This is a genomic window from Streptomyces litmocidini (genome assembly GCF_014649755.1).
In the GTDB taxonomy this organism is placed as follows: domain Bacteria; phylum Actinomycetota; class Actinomycetes; order Streptomycetales; family Streptomycetaceae; genus Streptomyces; species Streptomyces litmocidini.
In genome coordinates, this window is record NZ_BMTQ01000002.1 from 406,078 (window position 1) to 432,743 (window position 26,666).

Below are 26,666 nucleotides of genomic sequence, written 5' to 3' on the forward strand. Positions count from 1 at the left end.
GCCACGTGCCGTCCACCTGCGGTCCTCACGTAGAGTCCCCGACGTGAACGCTGCGATATCGGTGGTGTCGGTCGTGGGGATCGGCGCGGACGGCTGGGACGGGCTCCCCGAGACCGCCCGCCGCGTCCTGCGCGCCGCCGAGGTCCTGCTCGGCGCCCCCCGCCAGCTCGGCCTCCTCCCGGAGCACGACTGCCCCGGCGAGCGGATCGCCTGGCCCTCCCCCCTCCGCCCCGCCGTCCCCGGACTGCTCGCCGCCCACCAGGGCCGTGCGATCGCCGTCCTCGCCAGCGGCGACCCCTCCTTCCACGGCATCGCCCGCACCCTCGCGGAGACCGCCGGCACCGACCGCCCCGTCACCTTCGACGTACACCCGCACCCCTCCTCCGTCTCGTACGCCTGCGCCCGCCTCGGCTGGCCCCTCGAAGCCGTCGAGACCCTCTCCGTCGTCGCCAGGCCGCTCGCCGCGCTCTCCGCCGCCCTGCACCAGGGCCGCCGCCTCCTCGTGCTCAGCGAGGGCGCCGACACCGCCGCGCGGGTCGCCGAGCTGCTGCGCACGACCGGCTGGGGCGGCACCCGCGTCCGCGTCCTCGAACAGCTCGGAGGCCCCGCCGAACGGATCCTCGACGGCACCGCCGCCGACTGGCCCCACGAACGCACCGACCCCCTCAACGTCCTCGCCCTCGACTGCGCCCGCGACCCCGGCGCCCTCCGGCTCGGCGCCGTGCCCGGCCTCCCCGACGAGGCGTACGAACACGACGGCCAGCTCACCAAGCGGTACGTGCGCGCCGCCACCCTCGCCGCCCTCGCCCCCGCCCCCGGCGAACTCCTCTGGGACGTCGGCGGCGGCTCCGGCTCCATCGGCGTCGAATGGATGCGGACCCACCGCTCCTGCCGGGCGGTCGCCGTCGAGAAGTCCCCCGAGCGCGCCGCCCGCATCACCCGCAACGCCGACGCCCTCGGCGTACCGGGCCTGCGCGTCGTCACCGGCCCCGCACCCGCCTCGCTCACCGGGCTCCCGACCCCCGACGCGGTCTTCGTCGGCGGCGGCCTCACCGCCCCCGGCCTGCTCGACGCCTGCTGGGAGGCACTGCCGCCCGGCGGCCGGCTCGTCGCCAACACCGTGACGCTGGAATCCGAGGCGCTGCTCGCCCGGTGGTACGGCCGCCACGGCGGCGAACTGGTCCGGCTCGCCGTCTCCACCGCCGTGCCCGTGGGCGGCTTCACCGGCTGGCGCCAGGCCATGCCCGTCACCCAGTGGTCCGTAACGAAGGGTTCACCAGAGCAATGACCGTCTACTTCATCGGCGCGGGCCCCGGCGCGGCCGACCTGATCACCGTGCGCGGCGCGCGGACCCTCGCCGGGTGCGGGACCTGCCTCTACGCCGGCTCCCTCGTCCCCACCGAGCTGCTCGCCGAGTGCCCGCCGGACGCGAAGCTCGTCGACACGGCGAAGATGGACCTCGACCAGATCGTCGCCGAGATCGCCGCCGCCCACGAGGCCGGCCAGGACGTGGCCCGGCTGCACTCCGGCGACCCGTCCGTCTTCAGCGCGATGGCCGAACAGATGAGGCGGCTCGACGCGCTGGGCATCCCGTACGAGGTCGTGCCCGGCGTCCCGGCCTTCGCGGCGGCCGCCGCCGCCCTGAAGCGGGAGCTGACGGTCCCGACCGTCGGCCAGACGGTGATCCTCACCCGCATCGCCCAGCAGGCCACCCCCATGCCGGAGGGCGAGGACCTCGCCACCCTCGGCCGCAGCGGCGCCCTGCTGGTCCTCCACCTCGGCGCCCGCTACGTCGACCGGATCGTCGCCGAACTCGTCCCCCACTACGGCGCCGACTGCCCGGCCGCCGTCGTCGCGATGGCCAGCCGCCCGGACGAGGTGGTCCTGCGGGGCACCCTGGAGGACATCGCGGAGCAGGTGAAGGCGGCGGGCATCACCAAGACGGCCGTCATCGTCGTGGGCCGCACGCTGGCGGCCTCGGAGTTCCGCGACAGCCACCTGTACGACCCGGCGCGGGACCGCCACGCCTGCTGACGGCCCGGCGCGGGACCGCCCACGCCCGCCGACACGACGGTGGCCGGACCCCGCACGGGGTCCGGCCACCGCCGCGTGACCACGTCTCAGGCGTTGGGCCGCTTGCCGTGGTTCGCCTTCTTCTTCTTGCGGGCCCGCTTCTTGTTGCCGCGCTTCGCCATGGGACTCCCTCTCGGTAGGGGATGCTGCCGTGGCCAGCCTAGGAGCGGGGGCGGAGGCCCGCACGTCGGTGCCAGGGGCTTGAATGGCCCCGTGACCGTCTACGACGTGGCCCGGGCGCTGCCGGGCATCGAGGAACTGCGCGACCACTCCCGGGGGCTCGCCGTGCTGGACGCCGTGCTGAGCCCGGAGTGGGAGAGCCGGTACTACTCCTTCGACGCGCACTGGTCGGAGACCGAGCAGCTGGCGTCGATGAAGGACGGCTCCGGCGGCGAGTACACGATCGTCCTCTCCCCTGCGGGGGCGTACGCGCGCGTCTTCGACCACGAGTCGCCGCTGAGCCCCTACGGGCCGCTCGCGGACGGGCGGACCTGGCCCGGAGTGCTCGACGGGGTCCCGGAGGCCTTCCGGGAGTACCTGACGGAGCCGGCGTTCACGGACGAGGACGGGGTGCACGTGACCACCGCCTGCCTGTGGCGCGAGGCGACGGACACGGCCTGGCGGACGGGCCCGGTCGACTTCCCGGACCTGGACGGCCACGAGGACCCGGACGGCTCCGGCCGCCTCCTCCGCCTGCTGACGGACCGCTCGGCGGAGGCGTACGCCGCGTGGGCCTCGGACTACTACGAGCAGCCGGTCGACGTCGAGGCCGTGCGCCACGTCCTGGCCCTGCGTCCGCTGACCCCGGAGCTGGTGGCGCGCCTCAACCCCCAGGTGACGCTCCCCGACCTCGCCGAGGACGTCGCGGAGATCGGCTACCCCGCCTGAACCGACCCCCACTCCGGCGCCAGCACCGACATCACCGTCGCGTCCACCCGCTCCCCCTCCCAGAGCAGCGCCCCGCGCAGGACGCCCTCCGCCCGGAAACCGGCCTTCTCGTAGGCGCGGCGGGCGCGGGGGTTGAAGGCGTACACCTCCAGCCAGATCCGGTACAGGCCGAGCGCCTCGAAGCCGTGGCCGACGATCAGGCGGGTCGCCTCCGTGCCGAGGCCCCGGCCGACGGCGTCCGGGACGAAGGCGATCCGGAAGGCGCAGCTCTCGTTGTCCGGGTCCCACGCGGTGAGGACGGCCTCGCCGACGACCCGCCCGGTCGCCCGCTCGACCACGGCGAGGTCGAGCCGGTCGTCCTGCGCGCCGCGCGAGCCGTACCACTCCAGGAGGGCCGCCTCGTCGAACCGCGTGTGGCCCCCCGTCAGCCGGATGACCTCAGGGTCCTCGAACAGCGGCAGCAGCGCGGGCACGTCCGCTTCGGTGACGGGGCGGAGGACCACCAGGTCGCCGGTGAGGGTGGGCTTGTGCGAGAAGTCGGCCATCCCGGGATTCTCGGCGGGCGGCCGTCGCGTTGTCGCCCGGATTACGGCCCCGCCGGTGCCGACCGCCCCACCACGGCGCCCGCCCGGTCGATGCAGATCACGTCCACCGCGACCGGGGCGCCCCGCAGGACCGTGAGGGCCTCGTCGCGGGCGCGGGCGGCGACGAGGTCGCCCAGGGGGACCCCCGCGGCCTCGCAGAGGCGGAGGGCGGCGAGGCCCGTGTTGGCGTCGGCGATCTCGGCGGCGAGGGCCCGGGAGGCGCCGCCCGTGCGGGCGAGCTCGGCGAGGAAGGCCTTGTCGACCTGGGAGCGGGCCGAGTGGAGGTCCAGGTGGCCCGCGGCCAGTTTCGAGAGCTTGGCGAAGCCGCCGCAGATCGTGAGCCGGTCGACGGGGTGGCGGCGGACGTACTTGAGGACGGCGCCCGCGAAGTCGCCCATGTCGAGGAGTGCGATCTCCGGCAGGTCGTAGAGCCGCGTGACCGTGCGCTCGGAGGTGGAGCCGGTGCAGCCGGCGACGTGGGTGAGGCCGCCCGCGCGGGCCACGTCGACGCCCCGGCGGATGGAGTCGATCCAGGCGGAGCAGGAGTACGGGACGACGACGCCGGTCGTGCCGAGGATCGACAGGCCGCCGAGGATGCCGATGCGCGGGTTCCAGGTGGAGCGGGCGATCTCGGCGCCGTTGTCGACGGAGATCGTGATCTCGACGTCCCCGGGGGCGTGGTGCGCGGCCGCCACCGCGGCGACGTGCTCGCACATCAGCTGCCGCGGCACGGGGTTGATGGCGGGCTCGCCGACCTCCAGGGGGAGGCCGGGCAGGGTGACGGTGCCGACGCCCTCCCCGGCCCGGAACACGACGCCGGAGCCGGCCGGCAGGAGCCGTACCGTCGAGCGGATCACGGCCCCGTGGGTGACGTCCGGGTCGTCGCCCGCGTCCTTGACGACGGCGGCCATGGCGGCACCGGCCGTCAGGGACTCGGCGGTCAGCGCGAAGGACGGCGTCTGCCCCTTGGGGAGCGTGATCGTCACCGGGTCGGGGAAGTCACCGGTGAGCAGCGCGGTGTACGCGGCGGTGGTGGCCGCCGTCGCGCAGGCACCGGTCGTCCAGCCCGGGCGGAGACCGGTGTGCTTGAGTTGGGCCTCACGCCCGCCGCCTGAAGTCACGAAGAGGCTCCTGTGCACGTACTCATTCTCGGCGGGACCACCGAGGCCCGCGCCCTCGCCGGACTGCTGCACGGCCGGGTCCGGGTCACCAGCTCCCTCGCGGGCCGGGTGGCGAGCCCCCGGCTGCCGGCGGGCGAGGTCCGGATCGGCGGGTTCGGGGGCGTCGACGGCCTCGTGGAGTGGATGACGGGGCACGCCGTGGACGCGGTCATCGACGCCACCCATCCCTTCGCCGAGCGGATCAGCTTCAACGCGGCCCGGGCGGCCGCCACCGCCCATGTTCCCCTGCTGGCGCTGCGCCGTCCCGGGTGGGTCCCGGGGGAGGGCGACGACTGGCGGTCGGTGGGCTCCCTGGAGGAGGCCGCGACGGCCCTGGACGGCCTCGGCGACCGCGTCTTCCTGACGACCGGCCGGATGGGCCTCGCGGCCTTCGCCACCTGCCCGCAGTGGTTCCTGGTCCGCTCGGTGGACGCCCCGGACGCCCCGATGCCGGCCCGCACCGAGGTCCTCCTCGACCGGGGCCCCTTCACCCTGGACGGCGAGCGGGAGATCCTGGCCCGCCGGCGGATCGACGTGGTGGTGACGAAGGACAGCGGCGGCGCGGCGACCGCCCCGAAACTGACGGCGGCCCGCGAGGCGGGCCTCCCGGTCGTGGTGGTCCGCCGGCCGCCGGTCCCGGAGGGCGTGCCGACGGCCGCCTCCCCGGAGGAGGCGGCCGCGTGGGTCGCCGCTACTCGGTGACGGGCGTGCCGAGTTCGGTGACCTCGACCCAGTTCAGGTTCGGGTCGTTCCAGTAGATCTGGTTGTTCGAGGTGTCGATGGCGATCACGGAGTAGAGGACGTGCTCGCCGTCGGCCGCGCTCTCGTGGAGGTAGGACGAGGCGGTGGGCAGCAGGTACTCGACGCGGTGGGCGACCCAGACGAGGTTGCCGTCGCCGTCGTCGACCTGGACGGCCTTGTAGATCTCGTACAGCTTGACGTCGGGCTCGGGGTTCGGCGTCCACTCCAGGAGTACGCCGTCCTCGCGCGGGGTCGCCTCGAGGCCGGCGACCGGGGCGGGGGCGGTGTGGTCGCCGTGGGTGGCGGTGACGGCCGTGCGGGCCGAGGCGTTGCCGGCGGCGTCGACGGCCTCGACCCAGTACGTGTAGCCGGTGTTCTCGGCGGCCGCGGTGTCCGTCCACGTGGTGCCGGTGACGCCGGTCGCGACCTGGGCGACGGGGTCGGTGGTGCCGGTGCGCTGCCGGTGGACGGTGTACTTCGCCGCACCCGTGACCGGCTCCCAGGCCAGGACGACACCGGTGGCGTCGTCGGTCGCGGTCACGCCGGCCGGAGCGGCGGTCGGGGTCCGGTCCACCGACGCGACGGTGAGGTCGGCGGAGCCGGGGGACTCGTTGCCGGCCCTGTCGACGGCGCGGACCTCGTAGAGGTACGTCTGGCCGGTCGGCGGCGGGGAGTCCACGAAGGACGGGGTGGTGACCAGGGCGGTGGCGCTGCCGGTCCTCGCCCAGGTGGTGGAGGTGCTCGGGCGCCGGTAGACGCGGTAACCGGCGAGGTCCATCTCCTTGTTGGGCGCCCAGCGCAGGGTGGCCTTGTTCAGGGTCCTGTCGTACGTGACGCCGGCGCCGGTCGGCGCCAGCGGCCGGACCTTGTCGACGGTGGCCGAAGTGACGGGCGCGTAGGCGAACGCGACGTTCGCGGCGCCGGTCCAGGCCGCGTAGTACACGGTGATGGTGTGGCGGCCGGACGGGACGGTGAGGTCGACCGTCTTCTTCTGCGTGGTGGAGACGTTCTTCCACAGGTCGATCCTGCGGACGCCGTCGAGGTTGACGCGGATGCCGTCCTGGGCCGCGGCGGTGAAGGCGAACGGGCCGCCGGAGCCGAAGTCCCGGGTGACCGACCAGCGGACGGAGAAGTTGTCGCGGGGCAGGGTGACGCCCGCCGGGTCGCCGTAGCCGTAGTTCTCGGCGATGGCGCTGTCGCAGGTGGTCAGCTTCGGCGTGCCGCTGAACGTGGAGTTGGCGAAGTATTCCGCCTTCCACACGGGGGACGCGCAGGTGACCGCCGCGGCGGCCGGGGTGGCGGTGAGCAGACCGCCGAAGGCGGCGAGGGCGGCCGTGGTGGCCAGTGCGCTCAGCCGGGTACGAGTCATCACGGGGAGAGGGGCCTTTCCGGACCTGTGGAAAGCACGTGGAACGGGGGAACGACTGTGTGACTCACCAGGTGGGGGCAGGGTTGTCCCGCCCCCACTCCGGATTTCGGGCGACCTGCTCAGCCGTACCGCCGCGGCGTCCACGTGATCGTGCGCCCGTCGCCCCGTTCGACCGCCCGCGTCTGCGAGGAGCCGATCAGGAGGAGGGTGCGCATGTCGACCTCGGAGGGGTCCAGGATCTTGAGGGTGAGGACGCGGACCGACTGCTCCGGGCCGCCGACGTCACGGGCGACGACCACCGGGGTCTCGGGGGCGCGGAGTTCGAGGAGGAGGTCGCGGGCGGCGGCCACCTGGTGGGTGCGGGACCTGGAGCCCGGGTTGTAGAGGGCGATGACGAGGTCGGCGCCCGCGGCCGCGCGGAGGCGGGCCTCGATGACGTCCCAGGGCTTGAGGCGGTCGGAGAGGGAGATCGTGGCGTAGTCGTGGCCCAGGGGGGCGCCGGCCGCGGCGGCGGCCGCGTTCGCCGCGGTCACCCCCGGGAGGACCCGTACGGGCACGTCGGCGTACTCCGGTTCGCAGGCGACCTCCAGGACCGCCGTCGCCATGGCGAAGACGCCCGGGTCGCCGCCGGAGACGACCGCGACCCTGCGACCGCGCCGGGCCAGGTCGAGGGCGAACTCGGCGCGCTCGGACTCGACCTTGTTGTCGGAGCCGTGCCGGATCTGGCCGGGGCGGAGGACGGGGACCCGGTCGAGGTACGTCGTGTAGCCGACGAGGACGTCGGCGTTGACGAGCGCGCCGCGGGACTCGGGGGTGAGCCAGGGCGCCCCGGCGGGGCCGGTGCCGACGACGGTGACCTCGCCCGTCTCCCGTACCCGGGGCTCCTGGTCGATGCGGGAGGGGAGGACGGCGACCGAGAAGTACGGGACGGAGTCCGGGTCGACCTCGGACAGGACGCCCGTGCGCTCGCCCGTCATGAACGCGCGCTCCACGTAGCGCGCGTCGTCCAGGCGGCCGGCCCGTTCCAGGGCCCGCTTCACGGTGGGGAAGGTGCGGCCGAGCTTCATGACGACCGCGGAGTCGGTGCCCGCGAGGCGGGCCGTCAGCTCGTCCTCCGGCAGGGTGCCGGGGATGATCGTGAGGACCTCCTCCGCCTCGCACAGCGGCTCGCCGAGCCGGGCGGCGGCGGCGCTCACCGAGGTGACGCCGGGGATGACGGTGGTGTCGTAGCGGTCGGCGAGCCGCTTGTGCATGTGCTGGTACGAGCCGTAGAAGAGCGGGTCGCCCTCGGCGAGGACGGCGACGGTGCGGCCGGCGTCGAGGTGGGCGGCGAGGCGGGCCGAGGCCTCCTCGTAGAAGTCGTTCAGGGCGCCCCGGTAGCCGCCCGGGTGGTCCGTGGTCTCCACCGTGAGCGGGTACATCAGCCGTTCCTCGACGTGGTCCTCGCGGATGTGCTCGGCGGCGATGGAACGGGCTATGGAGCGGCCGTGGCGGGCCGAGTGGTAGGCGATGACGTCGGCCTCGGCGATCGCCTTCACGGCGGCGACGGTCATCAGGTTCGGGTCGCCGGGGCCGAGGCCCACGCCGTAGAGCTTGCCGGGCGTCACGGTGGTCATGCCTGGGCCTCCTGGATCTCCGCTTCGTGGGCGAGGGCGTTGATCGCGGCGGCCGTCATCGCGCTGCCGCCGCGGCGTCCCCGTACGACCAGGTACTCGAGGCCGAGGGTGTTCCCGGCGAGCGCGTCCTTCGACTCGGCGGCGCCGATGAAGCCGACCGGGATGCCGAGGACGGCGGCGGGCTTCCCGGCGCCCTTCGCGACCATCTCCAGGAGGTGGAAGAGGGCGGTCGGGGCGTTGCCGATGGCGACGACGGAGCCTTCGAGGCGGTCCCGCCACAGTTCGAGCGCGGCGGCGGAGCGGGTGGTGCCCAGCTCGGCGGCGAGGCCCGGCACGGCCGGGTCGGAGAGGGCGCAGAGCACCTCGTTGTCGGCGGGCAGCCGCTTGCGGGTGACGCCGCTGGCGACCATCTGCGCGTCGCAGAGGACGGGCGCGCCGGCGCGGAGGGCGGCGCGGGCGTCCGCGACGACCCGCGGCGAGTACGCGATGTCCTGCACGAGGTCGGTCATGCCGCAGGCGTGGATCATCCGGACCGCCACCTGGGCGACGTCGGCGGGCAGGCCCGCGAGGTCCGCCTCGGCGCGGATCGTGGCAAAGGACCGGCGGTAGATCTCCGTCCCGTCCTTCTCGTAGTCGAACATCCTGTTGCTCTCGCTCATCTCGTCGTGCGGGCCGTGGTCACTGCTTCGGGCAGGGAGGTGCGGGGGGTGGGGACGCCGTCCACCAGGTAGGTGTCGTCGCCGGTGGCGAGGACGTCGACCCAGGTGCCGTGCGGGTGCCCGCAGCGGCGCTCGCACCCGGAGTAGTGGACGGGCAGGCCCCCGCGGTGGACGAGGGCGGCGTCCGTCCGCACGTCGGCGAGGGACTTGGCGCAGCCGGGCCGGCCGGTGCAGGCGCTGACCCCGACCGAGGGCAGGTCGGACCGGGTGACCAGGCCGTACGCCTCCAGGCCGGGCAGCCGGCCGGCCCGGGCCCCGACGGCGACTACGCCGCGCCAGGGCGTGAGCCGCAGCTCTTCGGCCCCGTCGGCCAGGGCCCGCAGCTGCGCGGCGGTCAGCCGGCCGAGGGGGGCGAGGACGTGCAGGGCGCGGTCGCCGAGCGGCCCGGGCGCGGGAGGGAGGGAGGCGGGAAGCGGCGGTTCGGGTACGGGCTCCGCCGTGATCCCGGCCCGCGCGAGGGCCCCGGCCCAGTCGGGGACGTGCTCGTCGGGCAGTTCGCGCGGCCGCCAGGCCCCGTTCCCGGCGGCCTCGGCGGCGTCGAGGAAGGCGAGGGCGGCGGCGAGGGCGGCCCGTACGGCGACGGCGGTGGTGGTGTCGTCGCCGTCCGTGGTGCCGCAGCCGTCGGCGGTGTCGCAGCCGTCGGCGGCGAGGCGGAAGTCCCCCGAGGCCGCCGGTCGGGGAGGTGCCCCCGGGGAGCCGATCCGCAGCAGGACGGAGCCGTCCCGCCCTGCGATCAAGCTCACATCGCCCCCGAGTCCGGCGACGTCCCCGCGTCCGTCGTCGAGGACGAACAGGAAACGTCCCGAAAGGGACGCGGCCCGGGGCTCGGCGCACAGGGCGGCGTCCAGCGCGCGCGCCCACAACTGCACGTCCGCGTGGCCGAGTCCGTCGAGTCCCGCCCCGGGCGAGGCCACGATGTTGCGGACGCGCTCGTGGGTGGGGGAGGGCAACAGGCCGGCCCCGGCCAGGAGGTCCGCCAGCTCCGCCCCGCAGCCTTCGCCGAGGCCGCGCAGCTCCGCGTTGCCGCGCGAGGTGACGCTGATCCGTCCGTCGCCGAGGGCCTCGGCGGCGTGGGCCAGCACCTCGGCCTGACGTGCCGTCAACCGTCCTGCGGGCAGGCGCAGTCGGGCGAGGCGGCCGTCGTCGGCGGGGTGCAGGCGCAGCGCCCCGGGGCAGGCGTCGCCACGGTCCCGTATGCGAGGTTCGCCCGGTTCGGGCGTCGGGGGTGGGGTGGGCGGCATGGCGGCGAGCATACCCACGGGGAACCGGCTGACCACCGGGTGTGATCCGGCCGACTCCCCGGTTCCCCCCCGGCCCGGAGACGGCACGATCTAGGATGCAGATCGGCATGGGGTCCCAGGACCCCGGGGAGGAAGCCCGGTGAGAATCCGGCGCGGTCCCGCCACTGTGAGCCCGTACCGGCGACGGCACGGGTGAGTCAGGAACTCCCGCCGTCCACACGACCACCCGGGGCGCGGACAACCCCGAGGAAGGGCCTGAGCTCGCCATGCTCCTGCTGCTGTCGCACTCCGACACCGACCTGCTCAGCGCCCGCGCGGCCGGAGGGCCGGTGGAGTACCGCTTCGCCAACCCCTCCCGCCTCCCGCTCGCCGACCTCCCCGACCTCCTCGACGGCGCCGGCCTGGTCGTCGTCCGCCTCCTGGGCGGCGTCCGCTCCTGGCAGGAGGGCCTGGACACGGTCCTCGCCGCCGGGAAGCCGGTCGTCGTCCTCAGCGGCGAGCAGGCCCCCGACGCCCAGCTGATGGAGGCCTCCACCGTCCCGATCGGCGTCGCCACCGAGGCCCACGCCTATCTGGCGCACGGCGGCCCCGGGAACCTGGAACAGCTGGCCCGCTTCCTCTCCGACACCGTCCTGCTCACCGGCCACGGCTTCGACGCCCCGGCCGCCGCCCCCACCTGGGGCCCCCTGGAGCGGACCCCGAAGACCGACGCGACCGGCCCGACCGTCGCCGTGCTCTACTACCGCGCCCACCACATGAGCGGGAACACCGCCTTCGTCGACGCCCTCTGCGGGGCGATCGAGGACGCCGGCGCCCGGGCCCTCCCGCTGTACGTGGCGTCCCTGCGCGCCCCGGAGCCGGAGCTGCTCGACCGTCTCCGCACGGCCGACGCGATCGTCACCACCGTCCTCGCCGCCGGCGGCACCAGGCCCGCCGAGGCGCAGGCGGGCGGCGACGAGGAGGCCTGGGACGCGGGAGCGCTCGCCGCGCTCGACGTGCCGATCCTCCAGGCCCTGTGCCTGACCGGCTCGCGGTCCGCGTGGGAGGAGAACGACGAGGGCCTCTCCCCGCTGGACGCCGCCAGCCAGGTCGCCGTGCCCGAGTTCGACGGCCGGCTCATCACCGTCCCCTTCTCCTTCAAGGAGATCGACGAGGACGGTCTGCCCGCGTACGTCGCCGACGCCGAGCGCGCCGCCCGCGTCGCCGGCATCGCCGTCCGGCACGCCCGGCTCCGCCACATCCCGAACGCCGAGAAGAAGCTGGCGCTCGTCCTCTCCGCGTACCCGACGAAGCACTCCCGCATCGGCAACGCCGTCGGCCTCGACACCCCGGCGTCGGCGGTCGCGCTCCTGCGCCGTCTCCGTGAGGAGGGCTACGACTTCGGCCCGGTGGAGGACCTCCCCGGCCTCGTCTCCGGCGACGGCGACGAGCTGATCTACGCCCTCATCGAGGCCGGCGGCCACGACCAGGACTGGCTGACCGAGGAGCAGCTCGCGAAGAACCCGGTCCGCATCCCGGCCGCCGACTACAAGCGCTGGTACGCCACCCTGCCCGCCGAGCTCCGCGAGCGGGTGGAGGAGCACTGGGGTCCCGCGCCCGGCGAGATGTTCCTCGACCGCTCCCGCAACCCGGAGGGCGACATCGTCCTCGCCGCCCTGCGGCGCGGGAACCTCCTGATCCTCATCCAGCCGCCGCGCGGCTTCGGCGAGAACCCGATCGCGATCTACCACGACCCCGACCTCCCGCCGTCCCACCACTACCTGGCCGCCTACCGCTGGATCGCCGCCCGCGCCGAGGACGGCGGCTTCGGCGCCGACGCCATGGTCCACCTCGGCAAGCACGGCAACCTGGAGTGGCTGCCCGGCAAGAACGCCGGCCTGTCCGCCGCCTGCGGCCCCGACGCGGCCCTCGGCGACATCCCGCTGATCTACCCGTTCCTCGTCAACGACCCGGGCGAGGGCACCCAGGCCAAGCGGCGCGTCCACGCCACCCTCGTCGACCACCTGGTGCCGCCGATGGCCCGCGCCGACTCGTACGGCGACATCGCGCGCCTGGAGCAGCTGCTCGACGAGTACGCGCAGATCAGCTCGATGGACCCGGCGAAGCTCCCGGCCATCCGCGCCCAGATCTGGACCCTGATCCAGGCCGCCAGGCTCGACCACGACCTCGGTCTGGAGGAGCGCCCGGAGGACGACGGCTTCGACGACTTCCTGCTGCACGTCGACGGCTGGCTGTGCGAGGTCAAGGACGCCCAGATCCGCGACGGCCTGCACGTCCTCGGCGGCGCGCCGACCGGCGAGGCCCGGGTCAACCTGGTCCTCTCCATCCTCCGCGCCCGCCAGATCTGGGGCGGCACGCAGGCACTGCCCGGCCTGCGCGAGGCCCTCGGCCTCGACGAGTCGGCCGCGACCCGCACCTCCGCCGACGAGGCGGAGGCGAAGGCCCGCGAGCTGGTCGAGGCGATGGAGGCCGCCGACTGGTCGGTGGACGCGATCGACACGGTCGCCGCCGCGTACGGCCCCGAGGTCCGCGAGGTGCTGTCCTTCGCCGCCCTCCAGGTCGTGCCGCGCCTCGCCGCCACCACCGACGAGCTGGACCACGCCGTCCACGCCCTGAACGGCGGCTTCGTCCCGGCCGGACCGTCCGGCTCCCCGCTCCGGGGCCTGGTCAACGTCCTGCCGACCGGCCGCAACTTCTACTCGGTCGACCCGAAGGCCGTGCCGTCCCGGCTCGCCTGGGAGACCGGCCAGGCGCTCTCGGACTCGCTGCTGACGCGCTACCGCGAGGACAACGGCTCGTGGCCGACCTCCGTCGGCCTCTCCCTCTGGGGAACGAGCGCGATGCGCACCGCCGGCGACGACGTCGCCGAGGCGCTCGCCCTCCTCGGCGTCCGTCCGCTGTGGGACGAGGCCTCCCGCCGGGTCAACGGCCTGGAGCCCATCCCGCTCGCCGAGCTCGGCCGCCCGCGCGTCGACGTGACGCTGCGCATCTCGGGCTTCTTCCGGGACGCGTTCCCCCACGTCATCGGCCTCCTCGACGACGCCGTACGGCTGGTGGCGGGCCTGGAGGACGAGTCCGCCTCGGACAACCACGTCCGCGCCCACGCGCAGGCCGACCTCGCCGAGCACGGCGACGAACGGCGCGCCACCACCCGCATCTTCGGCTCCCGCCCCGGCACGTACGGCGCGGGCATCCTCCAGCTGATCGACTCGCGCGACTGGCGCACGGACGCGGACCTCGCCGAGGTGTACACGGTGTGGGGCGGGTACGCCTACGGCCGTGGCCTCGAAGGCCGCCCGGCCCGGGAGGAGATGGAGACCGCCTACAAGCGGATCGCGGTCGCCGCGAAGAACACGGACACGCGCGAGCACGACATCGCCGACTCCGACGACTACTTCCAGTACCACGGCGGCATGGTCGCGACCGTCCGCGCGCTGACGGGCACCGCCCCCGAGGCGTACATCGGCGACTCGACGCGGCCCGAGACCGTCCGCACCCGGACCCTGGTCGAGGAGACCTCCCGGGTCTTCCGCGCCCGCGTGGTCAACCCCCGCTGGATCGAGGCGATGCGCCGCCACGGTTACAAGGGCGCGTTCGAACTGGCGGCGACCGTCGACTACCTCTTCGGGTACGACGCCACGACGGGCGTCGTCGCCGACTGGATGTACGACAAGCTCACCCAGGAGTACGTCCTCGACCCGGAGAACCAGGCCTTCCTCAAGGAGGCCAACCCGTGGGCCCTCCACGGCATCGCGGAACGCCTCCTGGAGGCGGAGTCGCGCGGCATGTGGGAGAAGCCGGACCCGGAGACGCTGGCGGAGCTGCGGCGGGTCTTCCTGGAGGCGGAGGGCGACTTGGAGTCCGACGAGTAGCCCACCCGGCGGCGCGGCACTCCCGCGCGGGGCCCGCGCCCGACGGGGCGGCTCCGCCGTGTGGGCGCGCGCCCGACGGGCGGAGCCGCCCCCGCCCCCCGCCGTGTGGGCAATCGTCCCGCTGGGCGGGACGGGTGGGCACACGGGACGGCGCCCTGAGCGGCGCCTCCGCGTTCCGCGCCCGGACCCGCACCACGCGCGGGCCGTGCACGGGGCGCGGGTCCAAGCGAGGGAGCCTCGGGCGCCGGCAAGAGGCGCCGTTCCGTTGTGCCCACCCTCCCCCGAGCTCTCGGCTTCGCTCGAGCAGGGGGACCCCCTCGCCCCAGCGGAACGACTGCCCACACGGCGGGGCGCGGGGGGCGGGGGCGCCGCCCGGCGGGCGCCGCCCACAACGGGGCTAGCACCGCCCGGCGGGCGCCGCCCACAAGGCGGGTGCGGGCAGTTCGAGGCGTCGGCCCCGGAAGGCGGAGCGCAGGCGGCGGTCGTGGCTGACGACCACCAGCGTCCCCCGGTACGAGGCCAGCGCCGCCTCCAGTTCCTCCACCAGGCCCGGCGCCAGGTGGTTGGTCGGCTCGTCCAGGAGCAGCAGGTCGGCCGGCGCGGTCACGAGCCGCGCCAGTTCGAGCCTGCGGCGCTGGCCGGCCGACAGGCGGTCCACCGGGACCATCAGGTCCCGGGCGGCGAAGAGCCCGAGGGAGAGCAACTCCTCCGTGCGCTCCTCGCCGAAGGCCTCGCTCACCGTACGGGGGTCGGTGGGCGGGGCCACGTCCTGCCGGAGCAGCCCCACCCGGGCGGGCGCCCGTACCGTGCCGGCGTCCGGGGAGAGTTCGCCGGCGAGCACCTTCAGGAGGGTGCTCTTCCCGGCGCCGTTGGGGCCGGTCACGAGGAGCCGTTCGCCCGGTTCGAGGTGCAGGGCGTCCAACCGGAGCCGTCCGTCGACCCGTACGCCGGTCAGGTCGACCGCCGCGCCCTCGCCCGCCAGGTCCGCGCGGAAGCGGAGCGGCTCGGGCGGCGGCGGCACGGGGTGTTCGGTGAGCCGGGCGAGCCGTTCGCGGGCGGCCCGGATCCTGCTCATCGCGCCGTGCGCCCGTGACCGGGCGCGGAAGGCTCCCGCCCCGCTGAACGCCGCCGGGGCTTTGCGGGGGATCGCCGAGAACCGGTCGATGTGCGTGTCGGCCAGGGCCCGGTACCGGGCGAGCTCCTCCTTCCACTCCTCGTGCTCCCGTTGCCGGCGGGCCCGTTCGGCGGCGCGCCCGGCGAGGTGGCCGCGGTAGCCGTCGCCGTACCGCCGCACGGTGTGGCGGTCCTCGTCGACCTCCAGGACGGCGGTGGTGACGCGGTCGAGGAAGGCGCGGTCGTGCGAGACGGCGACGACCGTGCCCCGGTGGGTGCGCAGCCGCTCCTCCAGCCAGGCCACGGCCTCGTCGTCGAGGTCGTTCGTCGGCTCGTCGAGCAGCAGCAGTTCGGGGTCGGCGGCGAGGACGCCGGCGAGGGCGAGCCGGGACCGCTGCCCGCCGGAGAGCGTGTCGAGCGGCCGGTCCCGGTCGAGCGGGCCGGGTTCGCCGAGCCGTCGCAGGACGGTCTCGACGCGCCGGTCGGCCCCGGCGCCGCCCCGCGCCTCGTGGGCGGCGAGCAGTTCCGCGTACGAGGCGAGGGCGGTGTCCGGACGGGTACCGGTGTCCGCGGCGGAGAGTTCCGCCTCCGCCGTGCGGATCGCCCGCTCCAGCTCCCGTATCTCCGCGAGCGCGTGGTCGACGGCGTCGCCGACGGTCGCGTCCGCGGGGAGGTCGAGGGTCTGGGCGAGGTGGCCGAGCCCGCCGGGGGCCTCGACGGTCACCGTGCCGTTGTCCGGGGGCTCCAGGCCGGCGAGGAGCCGGAGGAGGGTGGACTTGCCCGAGCCGTTGTCACCGACGACGCCGAGGCGTTCTCCGGGGCGGACGGTGAACGAGACGCGGTCGAGGACGGTCCGGTGGTGGACGTGCCGGTCGTCGTACCGCCGGGTGACGTCGATGAGTCGGACACGGAACAAGGGCGACCTCCTGCCGTCGGGAACACGGACGCGAGACGTTACGTCTCGTCCGGATGACCGTACGGCACGTCGGGAGGTATGGCAAGACGATACGTCTCGTCTGGTGGCGTGGGGCCGGGCGGAGGTCGTGCGCGGGACCGGGGTCGCCGCCGGGTGCGGCGTGGGGCCCGCCGCCGGCACCGGCCCGAAGTCCTTCACGCGCAGGTGGGGACGACCGCGCCGACGGAGTGGGGCACCGGGCCCTCCTCGCGGCCCGCCGGACCGCGTCGTCGTGGACCCGGTCGTCCGCCAAGGGGGCGAGCGGTCGCCGGGGACGTCGGAAGAGGAGCCGTCCCCGGCGATGAATTCCGGGGGTGCGGGCGGTCTGCCCCATGACCGTTCCACCCCGGAGGAGAGAACCGTGACCGAGACCGGCACCCACACCCTGGAGACCGTCGGCGCGACCCTGCGCTACGACGTGCGCCCCGGCACCGGGCCCGACGGGCGCCCCCTGCTGCTGATCGGCTCCCCCATGGACGCGAGCGGCTTCACCACGCTCGCGTCCCACTTCGCCGACCGGACCGTCGTGACGTACGACCCGCGCGGGGTGGGGCGCAGCGAGCGCACCGACGGCGCGGCGGAGACGCTCCCCGAGGAGCACGCCGACGACCTGGCCCGGCTGGTCGAGGCGCTCGGCGCCGGCCCCGTGGACGTCTTCGCCAGCAGCGGCGGCGCCGTCAACGCCCTCGCCCTGGTGGCCCGCCGCGGCGACCTCGTGCACACCCTCGTCGCGCACGAGCCGCCGACCGCCCGGGTCGTCCCGGACCGGGAGGCGGTCCTCGGGGTCTGTGCCGACGTCCACGCGACGTACCTGCGGGAGGGCTGGGGGCCCGCGATGGCCAAGTTCCTCGCGCTGACGAGCCGGAAGGGCGAGTTCCCGGCGGACTGGGCCGAGGAGCCCGCCCCCGACCCGGCCGCGTTCGGTCTGCCGACCGAGGACGACGGCTCGCGCGGCGACCCGCTGCTCGGGCAGAACATGCGCGGCTGCACCTCCTACCGCCCCGACTTCACCGCCCTGCGCGCCGCCCCGACCCGGATCGTCGTCGCGGCGGGGAAGGAGTCCGAGGGCACGTTCGCCGCGCGCGCCGCCCTCGCCGTCGCCGAGGGCCTCGGTACTCCGCTCGCCGTCTTCCCGAGCCACCACGGCGGTTTCCTGGGCGGCGAGTTCGGGCAGCACGGCGCCCCGGTGGAGTTCGCCGAGGCCCTGCGCGCCGCCCTGGAGGACGAGCGGGCCTGACGCGACGGCGGGGAGGGGTGGAGGGAGCGGAGGCGCGGAAGGGCGGCGCGGAGGGACGGCGCGGAGGGGCGGAAGGGAGCGGAACGGCGGCGGGGAGGCGGCGGGGAGGCGGCGCTGAAATTGCATTGTTCTAGCGAAGTGCGAACAATTTGTTCTATGGTGAGGCGAACAAGGGAGGTCCCATGAACCGCGCCGCACCCCGTCTCCGCGCCCTCGCCGCGCTCCCCTTCGCGCTCGCCCTCACCGTCCACCTGGTGCTCCTCGCGCTCCGGTACGACCGGCTGCCCGACACCTTCGCCACCCACTTCGGCCCCGACGGCGGCCACGCCGACGGCTTCACCGGCCGCACCGCCTTCACCGCCGTCAGCGCCGGCCTGCTCCTCACCCTCGGCGCCGGCTGGACCCTCCTGGTCCGCCGCGGCCCCCTCTGGGGCGCCTGGGCGACCGCCGGCTTCACCGGCACCCTGCTCGTCCTCCTCGTACGGGACAACCTGGACGCCACCGACCCGGAGCGGGTCGGGTTCCCCCTCGCCAACCTCCTGTTCGCGGGGGCCGTCGCCGCCCTGCTCGCCCTCGCGGGCCGGGGACTGACCCGGCTCGTCCCCCGCGACGAACCGGCCGCGGAGCCCGGGACGCCCGACGCCCCCCGGCTCCCGCTCGGCGCGGGCGAGGTCGCCGGCTGGACCCGCGCCACCGCCTCCCGGCCGCTCACCGTCCTCGCGGTGCTCGCCCTCGCCGCCACCCCGGCCGTCCTGCTCCTCGCCCCCTGGCCGGCCGCCCTCCTCGGCCTCCTCGGCCTCGTCGTCGGCCTCCCGGGTCTCGCCCTCGCCCGGATCAGGGTCACCGTCGACCGGCGCGGCGTCACCGTGCGCTCCGCGCTGGCCTCCCGGCCCCGCGTCCGGATTTCGCTCGACGAGGTCGCGGGCGCGAGCGCCCGGGACCTCGACACGGCGGCCGTCCTCGCCGAGTTCGGCGGCTGGGGCTACCGGGTCCGGGCCCACCGCACGGGCGTGATCGTCCGGAGCGGCGAGGTCCTCGTCGTGCGGCGCTCCGGAGGCCGCGAGTTCGCCGTCACCGTGCCCGACGCGCGGACCGCCGCAGCCCTCCTCAACACGCTCGCCGAACGGCATGGGAAGGTCTGACCGTGCTCTTCCGTGTCGACCCGGCCTCCGCCGTGCCCCTCGGCGACCAGATCGCCGCCTGCGTCCGGGGCGCCCTCGCCGATGGCTCCGCCGCCCCCGGCGAACGGCTCCCGGCCGCCCGGGAACTCGCCGACTCCCTCGGCGTCAACGTCCACACCGTCCTCCGCGGCTACCAGCGGCTCCGCGAGGAGGGCCTGATCGAACTCCGCCGGGGAAGGGGCGCCCTGATCGTCCCCGGCGCCACCGCCCCCGACCGCGCCCGCCTCGTCTCCCGCCTCCGCGAGGCGGCGGCCGAGGCCCGCGAACTGGGCCTCACGGAAGAGGAGTTCGTGGACCTGGCCCGGGCGAGCCTCGGCTAGGGCCCGTCCCGCCGGGGGCTCAGGACGGTTCGCGGACCGGCGCCCCCGCCAGGAAGGCCTCGACGTCCTCGACCGCCTGGCCGAAGGAGCGCCCGCAGTTGCCCTCCGTCACATGGTCCAGAGGGGGGAGGGACAGGGCGGTCGGCAGCAGGAACACGATCGCCGGGACGAGGTGGAGGAACACGCGGGCCAGGCCGTAGACGGCCATCGTGGGCGCGGCCCGCAGGCTCGCCACCGACGAGGTGGTCATCAGGGCCGGTGTCACCCGGGTGAGGGTCGTGGGCGCGGCGGGCCGTGGGGCCGCCACCCGCGGACGGGGGACTTCGGCCGGGCTTTCGATGCTGCTCAAAGGGCCCCCGCAGGTCGAACGATCACCTCACGCTCGAACGGCCGGATGCCCCCGGCAAGCGGGGGTCGGCCGTACGGGGACGGGCCGCCCCCGTGCGGAGACGCCCCGTCAGGGCGTGCGGCTGAAGGAGCGGCGGTACGCGCGCGGGGGCACGCCCCGGCGGCGGACGAACTGGGCGCGGAGTACCGCCGCGCTGCCGAAGCCGACCGCGCGGGCGACCTCCTCGACCGGGAGCTCCGTCGTCTCCAGGAGCTCCTCGGCGCGGCTGAGGCGCAGCCCCAGCAGCCAGGCGTGGGGGGTGGTGCCGGTGGAGGCGGCGAACCGGCGGGCGAAGGAGCGGCGGCTCATCAGGGCCCGGCGGGCCAGCTCGGCGACGGGCAGCGGCCGGTGGAGGTTCTCCCGGGCCCAGGCGAGGACGTCGGCGAGCCGCTCGTCCCGGCTGTCCTCGGGCACGGGCGTCGCCAGGTACTGGGCCTGGCCGCCGTCGCGGTGGGACGGCAGCACCAGGTCCCGGGCGATGGCGTTGGCCGTGGTGGCGCCGTACTCCCGCCGCAGCAGGTGCAGGCACAGGTCGAAGCCCGCGGCGGCGCCCGCGCCGGTGACGACCGTGCCCTGGTCGACGTAGAGGGCGTCGGGTTCGACGGTGACCTCCGGGTGCCGTTCGGCCAGGAGTCCGGCGAACCGCCAGTGGGTGGTGGCCCGTCGACCGTCGAGCAGTCCGGCCGCGGCCAGCGCGAAGGCCCCGACGCAGTGGGCCGCGACCAGGGCCCCGCGCGCGTGCGCCGCGGTCAGCGCGTCGAGCACGGCGGGCGCGGGGGGCGTACGGAAGTCGGCCCACGGCAGGGCGATCACCAGGTCGGCGGCGGCCAGCCGGTCCAGGCCGTGGTCGACCACCAGCGGCAGTCCGACGTCGGTGCGGACCCGGCCGGGACGGTCGGTGCAGAGCGCGAAGTCGAAGGCGGGCAGGCCCTGTCCGCGCGCGTCGAACACCTCGGAGACGATTCCGGCGCCCAGCATGCCGACGCCGTGCGGGGCGTAGGCGGCGACGGTGGGGAAGGGCGGCACGCGGGGAGTGTGTCACGTGGGACACGGATGGCACGATTCCCGCGATCAGTGGCAGCACGGCCACTCGTGAAGGACCGCGCCCCGCAGAAGACTCGGGGGCATGACGACGACCCGGCGCACCGCCGCCGAACCCCCCCTGGCCCGCACCGCCGCCTACACGATCCTGACCACCGGCTACACCCTCTCCACCGGGCCCGGGGTCGCCGCCACCGTCTCGTACGTCCGCGACGGCGACCGGCACGTGATCGTCGACCCCGGCATGGTGGCCGGCCGCGACCGCATCCTGGGGCCGCTCGCCGCGCTCGGGCTCGGCCCCGACGACGTCACCGACGTCGTGCTGAGCCACCACCACCCCGACAACACCATGAACGTCGGCCTCTTCGGCCGGGCCCGCGTCCACGACCACAAGGCGATCTACGAGGCCGACCAGTGGACCGACCGCGACGCCGAGGGCCATGAACTCGCCCCGTCGCTGCGGCTGATCCGCACCCCCGGCCACAGCCCCGAGGACATCACCCTCCTCGCGGGCACCGGCGAGGGCGTCGTCGCCTTCGTGGGCGACCTCTGGTGGCGGCCGAACGGTCCCGTCACGGACCCCGTGGCCCCGGACCAGGCGCTGCTGCGCTCCTCGCGCCTCCGCGTCCTGGCCGCCGCCGACGTCATCGTCCCCGGCCACGGCCCCGCCTTCCCCGCGGACGACACCGCGCCGCGCTGACGCCGCCCCGCTTCCGGCACCGCGCCGCACCCACGGCGCCCCGCACCCACGGCGCCCCGCACCCACGGCGCGCCGCACCGCCGGACTCCGCGCCGACGGACCCCGCACCGCCGGACTCCGCGCCGACGGACCCCGCACCGCCGGACTCCGCGCCGACGGACTCCACCCCACGGGCCCGCCCCTCTAGAATCGGCTTCCATGTCGATCCCTGACGAACTGCTCGTCGACGTCGCCGCCACCGTGGAAGCCGGGCGGAGCAACCAGATGTCCCTGACCGTGGTCGCGGGAGGAGTGGTCATCACCGGGCGGCTGGCGCCCGAGGCCCTGTGGAGACAGCGCGTGTCGGAGGTCCTGACGGACTCGACCCGGCTGTCCGAGTTCTCCGGCGTCTTCGCCCCCGGCACGGAGGAGAAGCCGAAGGCCACGGAACCCCCCACCCACCTCCACTTCCACCTCGCCCGCATCCTCCAGGGGACCGTGGGCATGCCCGCGACCGGCGGGATGTACCGCGTCGCCATCGCGGACGTCAGCGCCTGGACCGTGGGGGACTTCAGCTACTCCGACAGCTGACGGCCCCGGCTACTGCTTGACCCCCGACACCACGAGGAACGGCGGGTGCCCGGCCTCCGCCGGATCGTGGCCGAGGAGCGCCGACCGGTGGGTGAGGACGGGCTCGTGGACGTCCAGGTCGGTGAACCCGGCCTTGCCGAGCACGTCGAGGTACGTCTGGCACGGCCAGTGGTGGTCGACCGGCTCCAGCGGGGCCCCGCCGTCCGGCCGCTCCAGGCGCGACCGGCGTCGCTCGCCCTTGGCGTAGACGCGTCCGGGCTCGCCGCGGCGGAAGGTGGAGAACCGGATGCCCGTGGTGCGGGGGTTGGCGTCCAGTACGGCGAACCGGCCGCCGGGCCGCAGCACCCGGTGCGTCTCGGCGGCGATGTCGTGCAGGTCGGCGATGTCCCCGGTGGTGACGAAGACGAAGCAGGCCATGGCGGCGTCGACGGATCCGTCGGCGAGGAAGCCGAGTCCGCCGTCGTCGGTGAGCCGGTAGTCGATCCGCGGATGCGGGCGCCGCTCGCGGGCGATCTCCAGCATGGGGGGCGAGACGTCGACGGCCACCACGCGCGCGTCGGAGGCCTCGACGACGCGGGTGGCCACCTTGCCCGGCCCGCAGCCGTAGTCCAGGACCGTACGGACGGCGCAGGAGCCGATGCCGAGGGCGTGGAAGACGGCCGGGTAGCCGATGAGGCGCTCGGGGAGGTCGTCGTAGGCGTCGAAGGCTTCGGCGTCGAGCCGGTCGGCGGCGCTGCTGTCGGGCCGGTCGGCGGAGGTGACGTCGAGCCGGTCGGCGGAGGTGACGTCGGGCCCGTCCGCGGTGCTGACGTCGAGCCGGTCCGTGCCGTCGATCGGGTGCGTGGTCGTGCGAGGGGTCATGGGGGGCCTTCCGGTGATGATCCACTTCGTCCGGAACGTACTGGTCGGGGGAGCCGCGGGACAGGGCCTGGGCACCGTGCTCACCCGGGTGGGTCAACGGTCCCGGCGGCCGCCGGGCGCCCCGCCCGGCCCCGTGGGTCGATGAGAGGACTGTCGACGAGTCCGCTGATCGAGGGGGAAACTGCGGCGCTCCACGAGATGAAGGCCCCGAAGAGCGCCGACGCGTGCGCCTCCGCCACCCGCAGACCGCCGAGACCGGGTCGCGGTGCGTGAAGGTCCTCGCCGATCCGTGGAGCGTCCCCGGGAGCGCGGCCGGCGGGGGCACGGCGCTCGGCTGTTCCACCACCGGGGTCCACCACCGGGGCGGGCCCGTCCGGGACGGGCCGGGAACGGATCAGGATTCGAGAAGCGCCGCGCCGGGGCCCGCCACTAGCGTGAAGGCCATGGACATCAGCATTCACACCGCCTCCCTGCCGCACGACGACCCGGACGCCTCCCTGGCGTTCTACCGGGACGCCCTCGGCTTCGAGGTCCGCAGCGACGTCGGGCAGGGCAGGATGCGGTGGATCACGGTCGGGCCCGCGGGGCAGCCGGGCACGTCCATCCTCCTGGCGCCGCCCGCCGTCGACCCCGGCATCACCGAGGACGAGCGCCGCACCATCGCCGAGATGATGGCCAAGGGCACGTACGGCTGGATCCTCCTGGCCGCCCGGGACCTCGACGCCGTCTTCGAGAAGGTGCGGGCCGCCGACGCCGAGGTCGTCCAGGAGCCGACGGAGCAGCCGTACGGCATCCGTGACTGCGCGTTCCGCGACCCCGCGGGCAACCTGATCCGCATCCAGGAAGTCCGCTAGCGCCGACCGGGCCGAGAGGAGTCCCCGTGTGCCACCCCGCGTGGGCACGTGCGCGCGTCGCCGCGCAGCGCCTGGACGAGTTCGCCCGTCTGCGGCGCGTCCGTGACCGGATCGACCGCGAGCACGCGCGTCCCCTGGACGTCCTGGAGCTGGCCCGTGGCGCGGACATGGCGGCCGGCCTGCTGAGCCGCCGGTTCCGGAGCGCGTACGGGGACTCTCCGTACGGCTACCTGCTGAGCCGCCGGGCCGAGCGCGCGAGGACGCTGCGGCTGCACGGCGTACGGACGGAGAAGCAACCGGCACGACAGCCGTGACCGCGCCCGTCCGCCCCGCCCGTCCGAGAGAGGAACGAAACACCATGACCGCGAACGACACGTCCTACGACGGCTTCACCGAGGACGAGCGGGACGCCATGAAGGAACGGGCCAAGGAGTTGAAGGCGTCCACGCGCCGGGGCCCGCGCGGTGCGAAGGCGGACACCGAGCCCGAGGTGCTCGCGAAGATCGCCGAGATGGAGGACGCGGACCGCGTCCTCGCCGAGCGCGTGCACGCCCTCGTCAAGGAGAACGCCCCGGCGCTCACCGCGAAGCTCTGGTACGGGATGCCCGCGTACGCCCGGGACGGCAAGGTCGTCTGCTTCTTCCAGAGCGCCCAGAAGTTCAAGTCCCGCTACGCCACGCTCGGTTTCAGCGACCGGGCCGCCCTCGACGAGGGCGCCCTGTGGCCCACCTCGTACGCCCTCACGGCCATGACCCCGGCCACGGAGGAGTGCGTCGCGGCGCTCATCGCGCGGGCGGCGGGCTGAGGGACCGCCCTGTTCGCCGGCGCAAGCCCCTGGCACCGGTGCCAGGGGCTTGCGCCCGGGCCCGCGCCCTCGGGGACGCCTTCCGGGCACCGGGACGGGGGATCCGCGGGAGGTCGTGAGCGCCGCGGGCTCCCGGGCGAACCCGTCGGGATCGGTGAAGGGGCCGCCGCTGCCGCCGAGCACGATCCGGTGCGAACCGCTTCCGTCGGCGGGGACTCCGACGTCCTTGGCGAGTCCCCTGCGGGGACACAGGGCGAGCGTGACGCCGCTCCCGGAACTCCCGGGACCCTTTGACGTCCCGGAGTCCCCGGCCGTCCCGGAACCGGCGAACTCCACGTACGTGCGGCCGAAGCCCTTCGCCACGGTGAGCCCCTGCCCGACGTGGAACTCCCTGGTGGCGGCCATGTCCGTCGTGCCCAGGAGGAGCACGACCCGGTCGACCCGACCGGTGGCGGGGCCGGTGTCCCTCTTCTCCGAGGACGCGAACTTCCAGATCGTCCCGTCCGGGGCCCGCACGACGCCGCCGTAGCCCCAGAAGGACTTCGTGGCCGGCTTCAGGACGGTGGCCCCGGCGTCGGCGGCGGTCTCGACGAGGGCACGGACGTCGGCGGGCCGCGCCACCGTGAGGGAGACGGAGAAGCCGCGGAACCCGTCCGAGGGCTCGTCCGACGCGGCCCGCAGGCGCACGTGGGCGCCGAGGCCGGAGGCGGCGTAGAAGGCTTCGGCGGCCGTCAGGTCGGCGACTTCGAGGGTGAGGAGCGCGAGTGAGGTCATGTCGACGACGCCGGTTCCGGAGGGCCGGCCGGTGCTTCTCGGATCCTGACCGGTGCCCCGGGCCCGTCACCGCAGACGGTGGGCGTCGACCTCCTGGTCGAGCCGCCAGGTGGCGCCGCCGTCGGCCGAACGCTCGTTGCGCCAGCGGAAGGTGTCGGCGGTGACGTCGGAGAAGGTCCAGCGGACGAGGTCGCGGCCGGTGGCGCGCTCCATGACGACCTCGTCGCCGATCCGGCGGGCGTACATGTGCACCAGGTCGCCCCGGGCGGTCCCGTGGAAGGTGAACCGCCACAGGCACAGGCGCGGGTCCCAGACGCGTACGCACAGGCCGCACTCCTGGTCCGGGGCCCGCCCCTCGGCCGGAAGGTCCTCGTCCCCGGGCCACTGCCAGACGTCCAGGACCGCCCGGCCCTCCAGGGCGTAGCCGAACTCCCACGCGCCGGTGACGCGGCGGACCGGCGGGCCGTCGGCGGAGTGGTACGTGATCAGGGTCTTCCACCGTCCGGCCAGGCGTCCGAACTGTTCCATCTCGGCGGCGTACGGGCCGTAGGGGCCGTCGGCGAGCAGCGTCTTCATGCGGTCTTCTCCCCGGCCTTCTCCATGGGCGTCCCCCCGGCCCTCTCCCCGGCCGTGAGCGGGGCCAGAGCGGAGCCGAGGCAGTCGACGAGGGGAGCGGCGTGGAGGCCCTCCGGGTCGAGCTCGGGGTCGTAGACGGTGACGTCGAGGCCCACCACGCGGCCGGTGCGGACGAGGCCCGCGACGAGTTCGGCGAGCTGGGCGAAGTCCAGACCGGGACGGCCGGGGGAGTCCACGGCGGGCAGGACGCGCTCGTCGAGCACGTCGAGGTCGAGGTGGAGCCAGACGCGGTCGAGGCCGCGCAGCTCCAGGCGGCGGCGGACCCGCTCGCCCAGCTCGGCGATCCCCGTCCGCAGGATCTCCTGGGCGGTGAACCGGACGACCGGCGGCGTCACCTCGTCCTCCCGGTCGCCGATCTGGATCACGTCCTCGTCGGGGACCAAGGGACGTCCCACCCCGGGCCAGTGGGTGAGGAGCAGTTCGCCCCGGCCGGTGGCCAGGGCGAGGTCCATTCCGGCGGCCGAGCCGAGGGACGTGCTCATGTCGTGGTTGCCGGGGTGCCGGAAGTCGCTGTGTCCGTCGAGGTGGACCAGGCCGCAGCGCCCCCGGCGCCGGGCGCCCAGGAGGCATCCGAGCAGGACGCTGCAGTCGCCGCCGACCACGAGCGGGAACCGGGAGGCGGCCAGCGCGTCCCGTACCGCGTCGCCGAGCAGCAGCGTGTGCTCGCGGAGGGTCACGCCGTTGCGGACGCGGGTCGCGGGCTGCGGGTCGAACGCGTACGGCGGACGGTCGAGTTCCACCACCCGGGCCGGCCGCAGCCGTTCGGCCAGGCCCGCCGCGAGGAGCGCGTCCGGGGCCCGCCAGGCGCCGGGCTCGTGCCCCGGCGCGGGGGGTCGCAGCCCGAGGTTCCAGGGGGCGGTGACGATCTCGACGGCGGCGGCCATGAGCGCTCCTCGCGTCCGAACCGGATTCCCATCGAATCCAAACCGGATAACATCAGTACACCGGTTGGATTGACAGGGCAAGCG

The 26,666-nt window shown here is 75.1% G+C and carries 27 protein-coding genes and 1 riboswitch; of the genes, 14 read left to right on the forward strand and 13 right to left on the reverse strand.

The genetic code is table 11. The annotated features are described in order from the left end of the window. Positions 1–43: 43 nt before the first annotated feature. Together cbiE and cobM are read left to right on the forward strand one after the other, a co-directional pair. The gene (gene cbiE / locus IE180_RS05205; RefSeq protein WP_190155545.1) at positions 44–1,288 is read left to right on the forward strand and encodes a precorrin-6y C5,15-methyltransferase (decarboxylating) subunit CbiE; all 1,245 of its coding nucleotides are present in this window, start codon (positions 44–46) and stop codon (positions 1,286–1,288) included. Next, positions 1,285–2,034 (forward strand): precorrin-4 C(11)-methyltransferase, encoded by a 750-nt coding sequence (gene cobM, locus IE180_RS05210; RefSeq protein WP_190155546.1) that lies wholly within the window; start codon positions 1,285–1,287, stop codon positions 2,032–2,034. Before cbiE ends, cobM begins: the two co-directional genes overlap by 4 nt. Before the next feature lie 86 nt (positions 2,035–2,120). Here cobM and IE180_RS37460 read toward each other — a convergent pair whose 3' ends face one another. Beyond that, complete coding sequence (locus IE180_RS37460) at positions 2,121–2,195, reverse strand: 50S ribosomal protein bL37 (protein WP_099895366.1); 75 nt, start codon at positions 2,193–2,195, stop codon at positions 2,121–2,123. 91 nt (positions 2,196–2,286) lie between these two features. On the opposite strand from IE180_RS37460, the gene IE180_RS05215 reads away from it, so the two are divergent. Continuing rightward, entirely contained in the window at positions 2,287–2,961 is a 675-nt protein-coding gene (locus IE180_RS05215; RefSeq protein ID WP_229860297.1) for a hypothetical protein, read from the forward strand. Here IE180_RS05215 and IE180_RS05220 read toward each other — a convergent pair. Further along, entirely contained in the window at positions 2,949–3,506 is a 558-nt protein-coding gene (locus IE180_RS05220) for a GNAT family N-acetyltransferase (protein ID WP_190155548.1), read from the reverse strand. The genes IE180_RS05215 and IE180_RS05220 overlap by 13 nt on opposite strands. A gap of 41 nt (positions 3,507–3,547) precedes the next feature. Further along, complete coding sequence (locus IE180_RS05225; RefSeq protein ID WP_190155549.1) at positions 3,548–4,666, reverse strand: cobalt-precorrin-5B (C(1))-methyltransferase; 1,119 nt, start codon at positions 4,664–4,666, stop codon at positions 3,548–3,550. 12 nt (positions 4,667–4,678) lie between these two features. Here IE180_RS05225 and IE180_RS05230 point away from each other — a divergent pair, with 12 nt between their 5' ends. Next, positions 4,679–5,407, forward strand: a complete 729-nt coding sequence (locus IE180_RS05230) for a cobalt-precorrin-6A reductase (protein WP_190155550.1) — start codon at positions 4,679–4,681, stop codon at positions 5,405–5,407. On the opposite strand, the gene IE180_RS05235 is transcribed toward IE180_RS05230, so the two are convergent. From IE180_RS05235 to IE180_RS05250, 4 genes are all read right to left on the reverse strand, one after another. Next, positions 5,397–6,815 carry a fibronectin type III domain-containing protein gene (locus tag IE180_RS05235; RefSeq protein WP_190155804.1) on the reverse strand — a complete coding sequence of 473 codons (1,419 nt, stop codon included), beginning with the start codon at positions 6,813–6,815 and terminating at the stop codon, positions 5,397–5,399. The genes IE180_RS05230 and IE180_RS05235 overlap by 11 nt on opposite strands. Before the next feature lie 119 nt (positions 6,816–6,934). Further along, positions 6,935–8,431, reverse strand: a complete 1,497-nt coding sequence (gene cobJ / locus IE180_RS05240) for a precorrin-3B C(17)-methyltransferase (protein WP_190155551.1) — start codon at positions 8,429–8,431, stop codon at positions 6,935–6,937. After that, entirely contained in the window at positions 8,428–9,072 is a 645-nt protein-coding gene (locus IE180_RS05245) for a precorrin-8X methylmutase (protein WP_190155805.1), read from the reverse strand. Before IE180_RS05245 ends, cobJ begins: the two co-directional genes overlap by 4 nt. A gap of 14 nt (positions 9,073–9,086) precedes the next feature. Further along, positions 9,087–10,403, reverse strand: coding sequence for a ferredoxin-like domain-containing protein (locus IE180_RS05250; protein WP_190155806.1), 1,317 nt, complete (start codon positions 10,401–10,403; stop codon positions 9,087–9,089). A 78-nt stretch (positions 10,404–10,481) separates the two neighbouring features. Beyond that, a riboswitch (cobalamin riboswitch) is annotated at positions 10,482–10,616 on the forward strand. Positions 10,617–10,657: 41 nt separating this feature from the next. Here IE180_RS05250 and cobN point away from each other — a divergent pair. Next, on the forward strand, positions 10,658–14,263 hold the full coding sequence (gene cobN / locus IE180_RS05255) for a cobaltochelatase subunit CobN (protein WP_190155552.1): 3,606 nt from the start codon (positions 10,658–10,660) through the stop codon (positions 14,261–14,263). 397 nt (positions 14,264–14,660) lie between these two features. Here cobN and abc-f read toward each other — a convergent pair whose 3' ends face one another. After that, entirely contained in the window at positions 14,661–16,292 is a 1,632-nt protein-coding gene (abc-f, locus tag IE180_RS05260) for a ribosomal protection-like ABC-F family protein (protein WP_190155553.1), read from the reverse strand. 400 nt (positions 16,293–16,692) lie between these two features. Here abc-f and IE180_RS05265 point away from each other — a divergent pair, with 400 nt between their 5' ends. The 3 genes from IE180_RS05265 to IE180_RS05275 all read left to right on the forward strand — a co-directional run bounded on the left by IE180_RS05265 (position 16,693) and on the right by IE180_RS05275 (position 19,069). After that, on the forward strand, positions 16,693–17,568 hold the full coding sequence (locus IE180_RS05265) for an alpha/beta fold hydrolase (protein ID WP_229860299.1): 876 nt from the start codon (positions 16,693–16,695) through the stop codon (positions 17,566–17,568). 182 nt (positions 17,569–17,750) lie between these two features. Next, entirely contained in the window at positions 17,751–18,710 is a 960-nt protein-coding gene (locus IE180_RS05270) for a DUF1648 domain-containing protein (protein ID WP_190155555.1), read from the forward strand. A gap of 2 nt (positions 18,711–18,712) precedes the next feature. After that, complete coding sequence (locus tag IE180_RS05275) at positions 18,713–19,069, forward strand: GntR family transcriptional regulator (protein WP_190155556.1); 357 nt, start codon at positions 18,713–18,715, stop codon at positions 19,067–19,069. A 19-nt stretch (positions 19,070–19,088) separates the two neighbouring features. Here IE180_RS05275 and IE180_RS37465 read toward each other — a convergent pair whose 3' ends face one another. Together IE180_RS37465 and IE180_RS05285 are read right to left on the reverse strand one after the other, a co-directional pair. After that, a complete protein-coding gene (locus tag IE180_RS37465; protein WP_373302673.1) occupies positions 19,089–19,319 on the reverse strand; it encodes a hypothetical protein in 231 nt (76 codons plus the stop codon). A 207-nt stretch (positions 19,320–19,526) separates the two neighbouring features. Continuing rightward, positions 19,527–20,435 (reverse strand): GlxA family transcriptional regulator, encoded by a 909-nt coding sequence (locus tag IE180_RS05285; protein WP_190155807.1) that lies wholly within the window; start codon positions 20,433–20,435, stop codon positions 19,527–19,529. A gap of 148 nt (positions 20,436–20,583) precedes the next feature. On the opposite strand from IE180_RS05285, the gene IE180_RS05290 reads away from it, so the two are divergent. Beyond that, positions 20,584–21,198 carry an MBL fold metallo-hydrolase gene (locus tag IE180_RS05290; RefSeq protein ID WP_190155557.1) on the forward strand — a complete coding sequence of 205 codons (615 nt, stop codon included), beginning with the start codon at positions 20,584–20,586 and terminating at the stop codon, positions 21,196–21,198. A 198-nt stretch (positions 21,199–21,396) separates the two neighbouring features. Next, positions 21,397–21,768 carry a hypothetical protein gene (locus IE180_RS05295; protein WP_190155558.1) on the forward strand — a complete coding sequence of 124 codons (372 nt, stop codon included), beginning with the start codon at positions 21,397–21,399 and terminating at the stop codon, positions 21,766–21,768. A gap of 9 nt (positions 21,769–21,777) precedes the next feature. On the opposite strand, the gene IE180_RS05300 is transcribed toward IE180_RS05295, so the two are convergent. Beyond that, the gene (locus tag IE180_RS05300; protein WP_190155559.1) at positions 21,778–22,629 is read right to left on the reverse strand and encodes a class I SAM-dependent methyltransferase; all 852 of its coding nucleotides are present in this window, start codon (positions 22,627–22,629) and stop codon (positions 21,778–21,780) included. Positions 22,630–23,072: 443 nt separating this feature from the next. On the opposite strand from IE180_RS05300, the gene IE180_RS05305 reads away from it, so the two are divergent. The 4 genes from IE180_RS05305 to IE180_RS37330 all read left to right on the forward strand — a co-directional run bounded on the left by IE180_RS05305 (position 23,073) and on the right by IE180_RS37330 (position 24,817). Continuing rightward, on the forward strand, positions 23,073–23,483 hold the full coding sequence (locus tag IE180_RS05305) for a VOC family protein (RefSeq protein WP_190155560.1): 411 nt from the start codon (positions 23,073–23,075) through the stop codon (positions 23,481–23,483). Positions 23,484–23,509: 26 nt separating this feature from the next. Continuing rightward, positions 23,510–23,797, forward strand: a complete 288-nt coding sequence (locus IE180_RS05310) for a helix-turn-helix transcriptional regulator (RefSeq protein WP_308434368.1) — start codon at positions 23,510–23,512, stop codon at positions 23,795–23,797. 44 nt (positions 23,798–23,841) lie between these two features. Further along, positions 23,842–24,288, forward strand: a complete 447-nt coding sequence (locus IE180_RS05315) for an iron chaperone (RefSeq protein WP_190155561.1) — start codon at positions 23,842–23,844, stop codon at positions 24,286–24,288. A 259-nt stretch (positions 24,289–24,547) separates the two neighbouring features. Then, positions 24,548–24,817 (forward strand): hypothetical protein, encoded by a 270-nt coding sequence (locus IE180_RS37330; RefSeq protein WP_190155562.1) that lies wholly within the window; start codon positions 24,548–24,550, stop codon positions 24,815–24,817. Between the two features lie 311 nt (positions 24,818–25,128). On the opposite strand, the gene IE180_RS05325 is transcribed toward IE180_RS37330, so the two are convergent. Together IE180_RS05325 and IE180_RS05330 are read right to left on the reverse strand one after the other, a co-directional pair. Further along, positions 25,129–25,638, reverse strand: a complete 510-nt coding sequence (locus tag IE180_RS05325) for a hypothetical protein (protein WP_190155563.1) — start codon at positions 25,636–25,638, stop codon at positions 25,129–25,131. Further along, complete coding sequence (locus IE180_RS05330; protein ID WP_190155564.1) at positions 25,635–26,582, reverse strand: arginase family protein; 948 nt, start codon at positions 26,580–26,582, stop codon at positions 25,635–25,637. Before IE180_RS05330 ends, IE180_RS05325 begins: the two co-directional genes overlap by 4 nt. Positions 26,583–26,666 lie beyond the last annotated feature (84 nt).